This window comes from Telluria sp. B2 (assembly GCF_051789535.1).
Taxonomy (GTDB): domain Bacteria; phylum Pseudomonadota; class Gammaproteobacteria; order Burkholderiales; family Burkholderiaceae_D; genus Telluria.
In genome coordinates this window covers 1209805-1222914 of the sequence record NZ_CP196525.1, presented here as the reverse complement: position 1 = coordinate 1222914, position 13110 = coordinate 1209805, and the positions used below count along the sequence as shown (strand labels likewise).

Sequence of the window (13110 nt, the reverse complement as noted above, 5' to 3'; positions counted from 1 at the left end):
CTTATAAATAATTTTGTTGGCATACGGCAACAAAATTTGACGAAAATACAGCTGTGCGCAGGCCGATGTCTTTACCCGCCAGCAGCCTCCGATTTGCCGCAAGGCTAGGCTTCGTTTAGTATGGCCGCTCGTTTCCCATGAGGTTTAGCCATGAGACCAAGCGGCGCACCGACCGTCTTTATCCGCCTGCTGACTGTTTCCGCCCTGCTGGCCGCAAGCCTTGCAGGCTGCAAGGACGAGCCGAAACCGGCGCCGCTGCCCAAGCCGGTGGTGCAGCAGAAGGCCGAGCCGGTCGTGACCAGGGAAGAGGCGATGGCAACGCTGCTGGCGCTGCCGGAAGTGAAGGCCTGGTCGGCGGAGATCGAGAAACGCTCGCGCGGCAAGGCGCATGGCGCGATCATCGAGGACAACCCGCAGACGCGCACGATCAACGGCCGCCCCTACTGGCAGCTCAGCTTCGTCGAGAACCGCGCCGACAAGGTGCAGCGGCGCGAGAGCTTCCTGGTGGCGCAGACGGGCAGCCAGATCCTGGTGGAAGACGTCGAGAACGATTCGGTGCTGTCGCTGGACGATTGGCGGCGCGAGATTCACCGCATCCGCCTGAAATCGGCGGATTGACGACGCCCGCCGGGCACGATTGAGCGCTATCAAGCGCGGCCATCAGCCGCCGGGTATCTTGATGAAGCCGCTGACCGATCGCCACCGTTTCGCGGTAGACGCGTGGCCCACTCCTCCCTCGGTTGGCGGCACCTTTCTCAGGATGATGTCGCGTCTGCGGACTCGCGGCGTTTTCTCGGGTTTGCATGTGCCGTACCGGTGCCCCCCCCACACAGCGCACGAGCGTCCTGACAATCAACTCCCCAGATGCGAAATCAGCATCCTGCGCTGCGCGAGCTCACCCGTCTCCTGCTCGCGCCCGTTGTGCGCATCCACCGACAATCCCACCGCCATGATGTCGATGAGCAGCAGCTGCAGGATCCGCGAGATCATCGACAGGAAGCTGGTGCTGTCCTCGGCATGGTCGACCGCCAGGCAGACGCTGGCCTTGCGCGCCAGCGGCGACTGGCTGTTGCCGATGGCGATCACGTCGGCGCCCTTGGCCCGCGCGATGTCGACCGCCTGCAACAGCTCGGGCAAACGGCCTGAATTCGAAATGGCGATCACCACGTCGCCCGGTCCCAGCAGGTCGGCCGCCAGCGCGAACAGGTGCGAATCGCCGTACAGCGCCGTCGGGATCCGGAAGCGGAACAGCTTGTGCTGGCCGTCGAGCGCCACCACGCGCGCATTGCCCATGGCGTAGAACTCGACGCGCCGCGCGCGGCTCACCAGTTCGATCGCGCGGTCGAGGGCGCGCACGTCCAGGCCGTCGCGGAATGTCAATATCGCCGACACGGTGTTGTCGATCACCTTGGCCGACAGGTCATGGGTGCTGTCGCTGTTACGCACCTGGCTGTGGCGCACGGGAATCGCGCCCGTCAGGCTGCTCGCGAACTTCAGCTTGAAGTCGGCCAGGCCCAGGAAGCCGAGCGAGCGGCAGAAACGGATCACGGTCGGCTGGCTCACCTCCGCCAGGCGCGCGATCTCGGCGATCGGCTCGTTCAGCACCAGGCGCGGCTGTTCCAGCACCAGGCTGGCCACGCGCTGTTCGGCCGGTGTCAGCTCCGGTTGCAGGTGCTTGATCCTTTCCATCAGCGTGTTGGCGCCGCTGCGTCCGCGCAGGTGCTCGGACAGGATGGTCGCCACGCCGTGGAATGCCGGGTTGGGCGTGGTGATGATGTAGGTGGGAATGCTCGACAGGTAGCTGGAAAACCGCCCCTTCGCCTCGAAGCGGGCGCGGAATGGCGAGCGCGCGAAATACTCCCGCATGCGCGGCACGATGCCGCCGCCGATGTAGACGCCGCCAAAGGCGCCCAGGGTCACCGCCAGGTTGGCGGCGGCGCCGCCCAGCATGCCGCAGAAGACTTCCAGTACCTCCAGGCACAGCGGGTCGGCGTCGTCGAGCGCGCCGGCGACGATCTGCGCCGCCGTGCGCGGCGCTGTATTGGACAAGCCCTTGCGTTGGGCCAGGGCCAGGTACATCAGCTCCATGCCCGGTCCCGAGATCAGGCGCTCGTTCGAGACGTGCTGCCACTCGCGCCAGGCGTACTGCAGGATCGCGAACTCGCGCTCGTCGCTCGGCGCGAAGTTCACGTGCCCGCCCTCGCTGCCGAGGGTGACGAAGCCGTCGGCGGTCGGGATCAGGCCCGACACACCGAGACCGGTGCCCGGACCGAGCACGCCGATCACCGAGCCGGCAGCCGGCTTGCCCTCGCCAACCTTCAGCAGGTCATGCGGCTGCAGCACCGGAATGGCCATGGCCAGCGCCGTGAAGTCGTTCACCACCAGCAGGGTCGACAGGCCAAGCTGGCGCCGCACCGCTTCGGTCGAGAACTCCCAGGCGCGGTTGGTCATGCGCACCTGGTCGCCGTTGACCGGGTTCGCCACCGCGAAGGCGGCGTGGTGCAGCGTCAGCTCGGCGTGGTCCGCCAGGTAGTGCCGCAACAGCGGCACGATGCCGTCAAAATGCTCGCACTCGAGCACACGGACCGCCTGGAACACATCCGGCGCCGTCTGCAGCGCGAAGCGCGCATGCGTGGCGCCGATGTCGGCCAGCAGGCGCGGCCCATCGACGAAAGCGGTGCGCGCGAACTTCTCAGGCTCCTGCCCGCTCCCCATCAGGCGACAGCGCCCTGCTCGACCTTGCCGAACCAGGCGCCGTAAGGCGGCAGGGTCACGCGGCCGTTGGCGGCGTCGCCCGGCAGGCCGTGGCCTTCCAGAAGCTGGGCCTGCGCGGTTTCCGGCCAGTCGAACGAGACCGGCTCGTTCGACAGGTTGAAGGCCGCCAGCACAGTCGCTTCGCCCTCGAGGGTGCGGCGCAGCGCCAGCACCGGCTCCGGCGCCTCGAAGAAGCCGATGCCGCCGCGGGTCAGCTGCGGCAGGGCCTGGCGCCAGTGAATGATGCGGCGCGCGGCGTTCAGGCTTGACGCCGGATCGTTTTCCTGGACCGAGACAGCGGCGGCGATGTGCGGTTCGGCCACTGGCAGCCAGGGTTTGCCCGTGGTGAAGCCGGCGTTCGGGGTTTCGTTGGTCCATGGCATCGGCGTGCGGCAGCCGTCGCGGCCCTTGAACTCAGGCCAGAAGGTGATGCCGTACGGGTCCTGCAGCAGCTCGAAGGGCACGTCCGCTTCCGGCAGCGCCAGTTCGTCGCCCTGGTACAGGCAAGGCGTGCCTTTCAGGGACAGCTGCATCGCCAGCACCATGGCCGCGAACGCGCTTGGTGCGTCCTCGCCCTTCCAGCGCGTCACGACGCGGATGGCGTCGTGGTTGCCGACCGACCAGGAGGCCCAGCCGCCTTTTACGCGCGCTTCGAATTCCTCCACCTGGGTGCGGATGTGTTTCGCCGTGAATTCCGGGGTCAGCAGGTTGAAGCTGTAGGCCATGTGCAGCTTGTCGCCGTCGGCCGTGTACTCGGCCATGCAGGCCAGGGCGTCGTCGGCGCCGACTTCGCCGATCGAGACCGCGCCGTATTCGTTGAGCAGCGCGCGGATCTTCTGCAGGAAGGCGATGTTCTCCGGACGGGTCTTGTCGTAGATGTGCGACTGCATGCCGTAGGGATTCACGTCCGTGACGGAGGCGGTGTCGCGCTTGGTCGCCGGCGGATTGCTGCGCAGTTCGGTGTCGTGGAAGTGGTAGTTGCAGGCGTCCATGCGCACGCCGTCGACGCCGCGCTCGAGCCAGAAACGCAGCGCTTCCAGGTGGGCCTTCTGTACGTCCGGGTTATGGAAGTTCAGTTGCGGCTGGCTGACCAGGAAGTTGTGCATGTAGTACTGCTTGCGGCGGGTGTCCCACTGCCAGGCGGAACCACCGAAGACCGACATCCAGTTGTTCGGCGGGTTGCCGTCCGGCGCCGCGTCGGCCCAGACGTACCAGTCGGCCTTCGGGTTGTCGCGGCTGGAGCGGCTAAGGGCGAACCAGGGGTGGGCGTCGGCCGTGTGGGCCATCACCTGGTCGATCATGATCTTCAGGCCCAGGCTGTGCGCCTTGGCGACCATGGCGTCGAAGTCGGCCAGGGTGCCGAACAGCGGATCGACGTCGCAGTAGTCCGAGATGTCGTAGCCGAAGTCCTTCATCGGCGACTTGAAGTAAGGCGAGAGCCAGACGATGTTCACGCCCAGGCTGGCAATGTAGTCGAGCTTGGCGGTGATGCCGGGAATGTCGCCGACGCCATCGCCATTCGTGTCGAGGTAGCTGCGCGGGTAGACCTGGTAGATGATGGCTTCGCGCCACCAGTCGTTCTTTTGCGTGGAAGTCTGGGTCATGACGAGGGTCCTGGTTGGTGGTTTTTACGCAATATACAGCAGGTTTTTCAACTTTACAATCTGACCCGGCACCCCGTATTTATGCAAATTTCCTTTGCATTCAAGACCTTATATGCAAATAGAATTTGCAGCCCTTGTAACAAAAGTAGCTAAACTACGGTCTCCTTATAAGGACATTATTTTCCTGTTGCAAAGACCCTGCTGGCGTCATAGCATCCCGGGTTACACCACTTCCAGGACGAGTCCATGAACCAGCCGACCACGCCCTCATCCAGCGGGCGCATGCCCCGCCAGATTCCCTACATCATCGCCAACGAAGGTTGCGAGCGCTTCAGCTTCTACGGGATGCGCAACATCCTGACGCCCTTCCTGATCTCGACCCTGCTGCTGTTCCTGCCGGAGTCCGAGCGCACCAGCGAAGCCAAGCACGTCTTCCACACCTTCGTCATCGGCGTCTACTTCTTCCCGCTGCTGGGCGGCTGGCTGGCCGACCGCTACTTCGGCAAGTACAACACCGTGTTCTGGCTCAGCCTCGTGTACTGCGCGGGCCACGCCTGCCTCGCGATCTTCGAGGACAACGTCAAGGGCTTCTATCTCGGCCTGGGCCTGATCGCGCTCGGCTCGGGCGGCATCAAGCCGCTGGTGTCTTCTTTTGTCGGCGACCAGTTCGACCAGACCAACAAGGACAAGGCGAAGATCGTGTTCGACGCCTTCTACTGGATCATCAACTTCGGCTCCTTCTTCGCCTCGCTCCTGATGCCGCTGTTCCTGAAGAACTACGGTCCCTCGGTCGCCTTCGGCATCCCGGGCATCATGATGTTCATCGCGACCATGGTGTTCTGGAGCGGGAAGAAGAAATACGTGCACGTGCCGCCGGCCGCGCCGAATCCGCATTCGTTCTCGCGCGTCGCGCGCACCGCCCTGTCGACCAATGGCCCCGGCCGCACGGTGGCCATGGTCGGCCTGTTCGGCGCCATTGCTTCGCTGCTGATGTCGCCCCAATGGGGCTTCGTGATCGCGGCCTGCACGGCCCTGGTCCTGCTGCTGGCCTTTGTCGGCGCCGGCATCTCGATGCAGCTCGAACGCGCGCGCGGCCACCATCCGGACGAAGCGGTCGACGGCGTGCGCGCGGTGCTGCGCATCCTGGTCGTGTTCGCGCTGGTCACGCCGTTCTGGTCGCTGTTCGACCAGAAGGCCTCGACCTGGATCGTCCAGGCCAATTCGATGACCACGCACTTCTCCGTGTTCGGCAACGAGTTCACCCTGCTGCCGGCCCAGATGCAGGCGCTCAATCCGCTGCTGGTGATGCTGCTCATCCCCTTCAACAACCTGGTGCTGTTCCCGCTGCTGCAAAAAATCGGCATCACGCCGACCCCGCTGCGCCGCATGACGGCCGGCATCGCCTTCTCGGCCCTCTCGTGGCTGGTGATCGGCGCGATCCAGGTGTCGATGGACGCCGGCACGCCGACCTCGATGGCCTGGCAGATCCTGCCCTACGCCCTGTTGACCATGGGCGAGGTGCTGGTCTCGGCCACCGGCCTGGAATTCGCCTACAGCCAGGCGCCGGCCTCGATGAAGGGCGCGATCATGGCCCTGTGGAGCCTGGCCGTCACGGTCGGCAACCTGTGGGTGCTGGTGGTGAACGCGGCCGTGAAGAACGACGCCGTGATCAACTCGATCGCCGGCTCCGGGCTCTCCGTCATTGCCTTCCAGATGTTCTTCTTCGCCGGCTTCGCGGCGCTGGCCGCGATCGCGTTCGGGCTCTACGCCAAGCGCTACAAGATGGTGGACCACTACCGCAGCATCGAAGGCGCCAAGGCGCCGGCCGCGGCGAAGGTGTGAGTGCTGGCACCGCGGCGGGCGTTGCCCTGCCGCGGTTTTCGTAGGGTGGGCACTCCGTGCCCACGCGCTACGCACGTATCCATCGTTGTTGGCGGAGAGACATCGCTCGCAACATGTCCGCCAGTCGCGGGCCACGGTCAGCGTTCACGAGCGACATTCGGCCGCAGCCGGTGCAAGGAAACGCCCGTAACGCGTGGGCACGGAGTGCCCACCCTACCCGTCCACGCTAGTAGCCAAAGCCCACCATTCCGATCACGCCCGATACACGAACCCAGCAGAACGCCCACCAAACCCTAGTAAAATTACATCAGCAGTCACGCCGGCTTGGCTGATTTCGCCCGCACGATTGGGCAAACTGAGCAAAGCTGTAGCAAAATTACGTCAGCCCTAGCTCACAGTTGAACATGATCCGATACGCCCGCCCCGCCGTACTCGTAGCCGCCGCCTTCAGCGCCTCCGCCCACGCCGCCATTCCACTGGAAACCTGCGACAGCCCCGCCTTCGCGCAGACGCTCGCCGCGGCGCCGCAAACCTTCGAGGCGCGCGCCGTCTGGCTCGACCGCCGGCTGGCGAAGTGGCCCGCCGCGCCCACGGACCGCAGCTACAGGCTCTACCACTCGCCGGTGGCCGGCGTCGTCGCCAAAGTCGGCGGCAAGGTCCATGGCGCGGCCGGCGCAATTGCGCTCGACGTCGTCAAGGGCGCCGTCCCGCCCGATGCCGCAGAACGCTTCAAGTACCTGCCCGAGGGCGCGGTGCTCGCCGTGCGCGAGGCCGACCTCGCACGCCTGCCCGCCCTGCACCGCGAACAACTGGTGCTGGTGCGCGAGGCGGCGGACGGGACGGTCCTCGCCGCGACCCGCCTGCAGGCCGCCGGCGCGCTCGACGACCTGTATGCCGCCGCCGAGCAGGTGACTGACCTGGGCGCCACGCCCACGAAGAAGCGCACCGGCTTCAAGCTGTGGGCGCCGACCGCCCGCCAGGCGGCCGTGTGCGTGTTCGACTCCGGCAACAGCCGCGCCAGCGCCGTGCACCAGATGGAGCTCGACGCCGCCACCGGCGTCTGGAGCGCGCAAGCGCCGGCGGACCTCTCGGGCCGCTACTACAAGTACGCCGTCGACGTGGTGGCCGACGGCGCTGGCCTGGTGCGCAACCTCGTCACCGATCCCTATTCGGTCAGCCTCACCCTTGATTCGAAACGCAGCTACATCGCCGACCTCGACGCGCCCGACCTGAAACCGAAGGGCTGGGACAAGGAAAGCGCACCGCAGACCGTGAAGGCGTCCACCGACATGGCCGTCTACGAACTGCACGTGCGCGACTTCTCGCGCGACGACCCGAGCGTGCCGCCTGAAAAGCGCGGCAAGTACACGGCCTTCGGCGAAGCCGATTCGCACGGCATGCGCCACCTGAAGGCGCTGGCGAAGGCCGGCATGACCGACATCCACCTGCTGCCGGTGTACGACCTTGCCAGCGTCCCAGAGCGCAACTGCGCGCTGCCGCAACCGGCGGGCAAGCCGGACGGCGAAACCCAGCAGGCCCTGATCCGCAAGACCGCGCACACCGACTGCTACAACTGGGGCTACGACCCCTGGCACTACAACGCGCCCGAGGGCAGCTACGCGAGCGACCCGCTTGACGGCGCCCGCCGCATTCTCGAATTCCGCGAGATGGTGATGAACCTGCACCGCGCGGGCCTGCGCGTCGGGCTGGACGTGGTCTACAACCACACCTTCGTCGCCGGCCAGGACGAAAAGTCGGTGCTGGACCGCATCGTGCCCGGCTACTACCACCGTCTGGATGCAAAAGGCCGCATCGAGCGCTCGACCTGCTGCGAGAACACCGCCACCGAGAACCGCATGATGGGCAAGCTCATGATCGACTCGAGCGTGCTGTGGGCGAAGCAGTACAAGATCGATTCCTTCCGCTTCGACCTGATGGGCCACCAGCCACGCGCGGCGATGGAGCGCCTGGAAGCGGCCGTGAACAAGGCCACCGGCCGCAAGGTGCAGCTGATCGGCGAAGGCTGGAACTTCGGCGAAGTGGCGAACCGCGCGCGCTTCGTGCAGGCCTCCCAGCTGTCCCTGAACGGCAGCGGCATCGGCACCTTCAGCGATCGCGGGCGCGACGCCGCGCGCGGCGGCGGCGCCGGCGACTCGGGCGACGCCATCGTCAGGCAGCAGGGCTGGATCAACGGGCTGGTCTACGACGCCAATGCCAAGGCCGGCGAGCGCCCGGCGAGCGACCTGCTGCGCACCGCCGACATGATCCGCATCGGCCTGGCCGGCACCCTGCGCGGCTATCCGCTCACGACCTACTACGGCACCACGCGCAAGCTGGAAGACATCCCCTACGGCGGCCAGCCGGCCGGCTATGCCAGCCAGCCGGACGAGACCGTCAACTACGTCGAGAACCACGACAACCAGACGCTCTACGACAACAACGCCCTGAAGCTCCCGCTCGCCACCAGCACGGCCGACCGCGCCCGCGTGCAGGTGCTGGGCCTGGCCCTGACCGCCTTCAGCCAGGGCATCGCCTATTTCCACGCCGGCTCCGACATCCTGCGTTCGAAATCCCTGGACCGCAACAGCTTCAACTCGGGCGACTGGTTCAACCGCCTCGACTGGACCTACCAGACGAACCACTTCGGCACCGGCCTGCCGCCGAAGGACGACAACGGCAAGGACTGGCCGCTGTTCAAGCCGCTGCTGGCCAATCCCGCCCTGCGTCCGGCACCGAGCGACATCGCCTTCACGCGCGACGCCTTCCGCGACCTGCTGGCAATCCGCGCCAGCTCGACGCTGCTGCGCATGCGCAGCGCCGACGACGTGATCCAGCGCCTGCGCTTCTTCAACACCGGCCCGCAGCAGGAGCCGACCGTGATCGCGGCGCACATCGACGGCCGCGGCTACCCCGGCGCGGGCTTCGCCGGCCTGACCTACCTGATCAACGTGGACAAGGTGTCGCACCTGGTGGTCGACCCGAAGGCGGCAGGCCGCCGCATGCGCCTGCACCCGGTGCACACGGCAAAGACGGCCGGCGACAGGCGCGCCGCGACGGCCGGCTATAACAGCGCCAGCGGCACCTACAGCGTGCCGGCGCGCACGGCGGTGGTGTTCGTCGAGGATTGAGCATCGAGGGCTGAACTACCTCTACAATGTGTCCTCATGCCGGCCCTGCCGGACAGCCGCCAACGCTGCGAGGACACACGATGAAAAACCGAGCCTACCTGTCCGAAGTCAGCCTCAAGCCCTCGGCCGAGGCGCATGCGGACAGCTTCCCGTTTTCCCTGCCGGTGGTGCGCTCGCTGGGCCGGTTGCCCCTGCATCCGCAGGTCACCTTCTTCGTCGGCGAGAACGGCTCGGGCAAGTCCACCCTGCTGGAAGCGATCGCGGTGGCCATGGGCTTCAATGCGGAAGGCGGCAGCCGCAACTTCCGCTTCGCCACCCGCGAATCGCACTCTCCGCTGCACGCGCACCTGCGCCTGGCGCGCGGCATCGCGCTGCCCCGCGATGGTTTCTTCCTGAGGGCGGAAAGCTTCTTCAACGTCAGCACCGAAATCGAGCGGCTCGACCGCGACGGAGGCGGCCTCCTCGCTTCCTACGGCGGCAAGGCCCTGCACGAGCAGTCGCACGGCGAAGCCTTCCTGTCCCTGTTCATGGAGCGCTTCGGCGGCAAGAGTTTTTATGTGCTCGACGAACCCGAAGCCGCCCTCTCCCCGCAGCGCCAGCTCGCCATGCTCAGCCGCCTGCACGACCTGGTGCAGGACGGCAGCCAGTTCCTGATCGCGACCCACTCGCCGATCCTGATGGCCTACCCGAACGCGCTCATCTATGAATGCGGCGCGCAAGGCATCGGCAAGGTGCAGTACGAGGACACCGAGCACTACCGCGTCATGCACGACTTCATCGCCAACCCGCAGCGCATGCTGAAGGTGCTGCTGGAGCCGTGAATGCAAGCTGCGGCTAGCGCAAACGAATCTCCGCCACCATCTCGTGGTTGCAATCGATCCCGATCTCCACGAAACCGAAGCTCCTGTAGAAGGCGCTGGCCCGCTCGTTGGTCGGGTGGTAGCAGATATTGATGACCTCCACATCCGGCGCCGCCTTGATTTCCTCGATCAGCAGCTCCATCGCGCGCCGCCCGATGCCCTGCGACTGCAGCGGGAAGTCCACCATGAAACGGTAGATGCCGTAATGGCCGGGCCGACCATCGTCTTCGCGGTTGTACATCGCGAAGCCCACCGGGCGCTCGCCCTGGTAGATCGCGCGCGGCACCAGGCAGTCATAAAACTTCGCCTGCGCGATCGAATAGGCATTCGTGTGCAGCAGGTCGCGCTGGTGCGCGGGCAGCGCCATGTCCATCAGCGACTCGAAGTTTTCTTCGGTGACGTCGCGCAGGGTGATCGTCATCGCTTCAGACATCCAGGTGCGAAATGAGCAGCTTGCGCTTCTCGATATCGCCATCCTGCTCGGCCTGGGCACCCAGCGAGATACCGACCGCCATGATGTCGATCAGCAGCAGCTGCAGGATGCGCGAGATCATCGACAGGAAGGTCGTGCTGTCCTCGGTGTGGTCGACCGCGAGGCAGACATTCGCCTTCTTCGCCAACGCCGACTTGCTGCTGGTGATGGCGATCACGCTGGCGCCCGCGTTGCGCGCGGCGTCCACCGCCGAGAGCAGTTCGGGCGCCTGCCCTGCGGTCGAGATGGCGACCACGACGTCGTTCGGTTTCAGCAGTTCGGCCGCCAGCTGGAACAGGTGGGCGTCGCCATGGGCGGTGGTCGGGATGCGGAAGCGGAAGAATTTATGCTGGCCATCCAGCGCCACCACGCGCGCGTTCCCCATCGCGTAGAACTCGACCTTGTTCGCGCGGCGCAGCAGTTCGATGGCCCGGTCGATCGCATGCACGTCGAGCCCGTCGCGGAACTTCAGGATGGCGGAGACCGTGTTGTCGATCACCTTGGCCGACAAATCGTGGGTGCTGTCGCTCATGCGCACCTGACTGTGGCGCACGGGAATCGAACCGGTCAGGCTGCCGGCGAACTTCAGCTTGAATTCGGCCAGGCCCTGGAAGCCGAGCGAGCGACAGAAGCGGATCACGGTCGGCTGGCTCACATCCGCCAGGCGCGCGATCTCGGCGATCGGTTCGGACAAGACTTTCCTCGGATGCTCCAGCACCAGGGCGGCCACGCGCTGCTCGGCCGGCGACAGCTCGTGCTGCAGGTGCTGGACGCGCTCCATCAGGGTGTTGGCGCCGCTGCGCCCGCGCAGGTGTTCGGACAGGATGGTCGACACGCCACGCAAGGCAGGATTGGGCGTCATGATGACGTAGGTCGGGATCTGGGCCAGATAGTCGCTGAAGCGCCCTTTCGCTTCAAAACGCGCGCGGAACGGCGAGGTGGCGAACCACTTCGCGATGCGCGGCACGATGCCGCCGCCGATGAAGATGCCGCCAAACGCGCCCAGCGTCACCGCCAGGTTGGCCGCGGCACCGCCGAGCATGCCGGCGAAGCATTCGAGCACCTCCAGGCAGAGCGCGTCGTGGTCTTCGAGCGCGCAGCTGACGATCTCCGCCGCAGTACGGGCCGGCGCCTTTACGCCGTTGCGTTCGGCCAGCGCGCGGTAGACCAGCTCCATGCCGGGGCCGGACAGGATGCGTTCGTTCGACACGTGCGGCCACTCGCGCCAGGCGTACTGCAGGATCGCGAACTCGCGCTCGTCGGCCGGGGCGAAGTTCACGTGGCCGCCTTCGCTGCCCAGGGTGATGAAGCCGTCGGCGGTCGGGATCACGCCCGAGACGCCGAGACCCGTGCCGGCGCCGAGCACGCCCGCCACCGCGTGCGGCGCCGGCTTGCCGCCGCCGACCTGCAGCAGGTCGCCGGCCTGCAGGCTGGGCAGCGCCATCGCCAGTGCGGTGAAGTCGTTGACGATCAGGAGGGTCGACCAGCCCATGGTCCTGCGCACCTCGTCGGTGGAGAACTGCCAGTCGCGGTTGGTCATGCGGACCAGGTCGCCGCTGATCGGATTCGCCATCGCAAAGGCCGCGTGCGCGATGCGCTCGCCGCCGTGCTCGTGGAGATAGGCGTTCAGCAGCGGGACGATGCCGCCGTAGTCGTCGCAGCGCAGGACCGCGGTCTGGCGCAGCACGCCGGGCGCCGTCTCGAGCGCAAAGCGGGCATGGGTGGCGCCGATGTCGGCCAGCAGGCGCGGACCGTCGGCGTAGGAAGCACGGCTGTTCTTGTGTTCGTTGTCTGGTACGGTGCTCATCACGCTATTCAGCCGCAGTACGGCTGGGATACCTCTGGAGCCTTGTAGGATAGCATTGTTTGATTGCTACCAGATGGGTATCTGCCCCAAATGCCCACATCGCATGCCAGGCCTTGGCCGGCAAATTCCGTATGGCGCTCACGTCGTGGTCAAGCTAGTACTTATAACGGGCGGACGGCGCTTGAGCAGCCGCCATCGATCGACTATTATCAATTTGCCACACGCCCTGCTTTCTTGTCGACCGCTCAGAAAAGGAATGTGATGAACCGACTTATTCAACTGGTTGCAATCGGCCTGATCTCCAGCGCGGCTTCGGCGCACGACAGCGCCACGGCCCCACAGGGCGCCAGCGCGGCGCCTGCCACAAGCGCGAGCAAGGACATTGGCGTTCCCGCACGAGCCGCGTCAGGTGCGCCCACCATGGCCGTCAGGCGCAACAGCCAGCTCACCAGGCATGCCGAAGGCAGCGTACAGACCGATACCGACACCTACACGACGACGACCGAATTCGTGCATATCACGACCGTGTATGCATACAACCTGGCAGGGGAACTGGTCGATATGAAGATGTCCGAGATACGCACTCCGCGGACCTGAGAAGGCGATGTCATCCGGCGCTTGCCAGCGCCGAACGCCGGCTATT

At 66.0% G+C, this 13110-nt stretch carries 9 protein-coding genes; 5 read left to right on the top strand and 4 right to left on the bottom strand.

Features of this window, described 5'->3' with window-relative positions:
• Window positions 1–150 precede the first annotated feature (150 nt).
• Window positions 151–618, top strand: a complete 468-nt coding sequence (locus ACSUZJ_RS05440; protein WP_499414034.1) for a hypothetical protein — start codon at window positions 151–153, stop codon at window positions 616–618.
• Window positions 619–852: 234 nt separating this feature from the next.
• Here the strand turns inward: ACSUZJ_RS05440 and ACSUZJ_RS05435 are convergent, their stop codons facing one another.
• Window positions 853–2715, bottom strand: coding sequence for a glucokinase (locus ACSUZJ_RS05435; RefSeq protein ID WP_499414032.1), 1863 nt, complete (start codon window positions 2713–2715; stop codon window positions 853–855).
• Window positions 2715–4358 (bottom strand): alpha-glucosidase family protein, encoded by a 1644-nt coding sequence (locus tag ACSUZJ_RS05430; RefSeq protein ID WP_499414030.1) that lies wholly within the window; start codon window positions 4356–4358, stop codon window positions 2715–2717. The genes ACSUZJ_RS05435 and ACSUZJ_RS05430 overlap by 1 nt, the downstream gene beginning before the upstream one ends.
• A 246-nt stretch (window positions 4359–4604) precedes the next feature.
• On the opposite strand from ACSUZJ_RS05430, the gene ACSUZJ_RS05425 reads away from it, so the two are divergent.
• From ACSUZJ_RS05425 to ACSUZJ_RS05415, 3 genes are all read left to right on the top strand, one after another.
• On the top strand, window positions 4605–6200 hold the full coding sequence (locus tag ACSUZJ_RS05425; RefSeq protein WP_499414028.1) for a POT-type proton-dependent oligopeptide transporter: 1596 nt from the start codon (window positions 4605–4607) through the stop codon (window positions 6198–6200).
• Window positions 6201–6604: 404 nt separating this feature from the next.
• On the top strand, window positions 6605–9328 hold the full coding sequence (locus ACSUZJ_RS05420; RefSeq protein WP_499414026.1) for an alpha-1,6-glucosidase domain-containing protein: 2724 nt from the start codon (window positions 6605–6607) through the stop codon (window positions 9326–9328).
• 80 nt (window positions 9329–9408) lie between these two features.
• Window positions 9409–10149, top strand: a complete 741-nt coding sequence (locus tag ACSUZJ_RS05415; RefSeq protein ID WP_499414024.1) for an AAA family ATPase — start codon at window positions 9409–9411, stop codon at window positions 10147–10149.
• A gap of 13 nt (window positions 10150–10162) precedes the next feature.
• Here ACSUZJ_RS05415 and ACSUZJ_RS05410 read toward each other — a convergent pair whose 3' ends face one another.
• Together ACSUZJ_RS05410 and ACSUZJ_RS05405 are read right to left on the bottom strand one after the other, a co-directional pair.
• Window positions 10163–10609, bottom strand: a complete 447-nt coding sequence (locus tag ACSUZJ_RS05410) for a GNAT family N-acetyltransferase (RefSeq protein WP_499414022.1) — start codon at window positions 10607–10609, stop codon at window positions 10163–10165.
• Between the two features lie 4 nt (window positions 10610–10613).
• Window positions 10614–12467 carry a glucokinase gene (locus tag ACSUZJ_RS05405; RefSeq protein WP_499414020.1) on the bottom strand — a complete coding sequence of 618 codons (1854 nt, stop codon included), beginning with the start codon at window positions 12465–12467 and terminating at the stop codon, window positions 10614–10616.
• Window positions 12468–12728: 261 nt separating this feature from the next.
• Between ACSUZJ_RS05405 and ACSUZJ_RS05400 the strand changes: the two genes are divergently transcribed.
• Window positions 12729–13064, top strand: coding sequence for a hypothetical protein (locus ACSUZJ_RS05400; protein ID WP_499414018.1), 336 nt, complete (start codon window positions 12729–12731; stop codon window positions 13062–13064).
• Window positions 13065–13110 lie beyond the last annotated feature (46 nt).

What these genes read in the sequence shown, in the direction of transcription:
- ACSUZJ_RS05410 (WP_499414022.1), bottom strand. Translation starts at nt 10,609, where the DNA reads ATGACGATCACCCTGCGCGACGTCACCGAAGAAAACTTCGAGTCGCTG.
- ACSUZJ_RS05440 (WP_499414034.1), top strand. Translation starts at nt 151, where the DNA reads ATGAGACCAAGCGGCGCACCGACCGTCTTTATCCGCCTGCTGACTGTT.
- ACSUZJ_RS05435 (WP_499414032.1), bottom strand. Translation starts at nt 2,715, where the DNA reads ATGGGGAGCGGGCAGGAGCCTGAGAAGTTCGCGCGCACCGCTTTCGTC.
- ACSUZJ_RS05415 (WP_499414024.1), top strand. Translation starts at nt 9,409, where the DNA reads ATGAAAAACCGAGCCTACCTGTCCGAAGTCAGCCTCAAGCCCTCGGCC.
- ACSUZJ_RS05405 (WP_499414020.1), bottom strand. Translation starts at nt 12,467, where the DNA reads ATGAGCACCGTACCAGACAACGAACACAAGAACAGCCGTGCTTCCTAC.
- ACSUZJ_RS05430 (WP_499414030.1), bottom strand. Translation starts at nt 4,358, where the DNA reads ATGACCCAGACTTCCACGCAAAAGAACGACTGGTGGCGCGAAGCCATC.
- ACSUZJ_RS05400 (WP_499414018.1), top strand. Translation starts at nt 12,729, where the DNA reads ATGAACCGACTTATTCAACTGGTTGCAATCGGCCTGATCTCCAGCGCG.
- ACSUZJ_RS05425 (WP_499414028.1), top strand. Translation starts at nt 4,605, where the DNA reads ATGAACCAGCCGACCACGCCCTCATCCAGCGGGCGCATGCCCCGCCAG.
- ACSUZJ_RS05420 (WP_499414026.1), top strand. Translation starts at nt 6,605, where the DNA reads ATGATCCGATACGCCCGCCCCGCCGTACTCGTAGCCGCCGCCTTCAGC.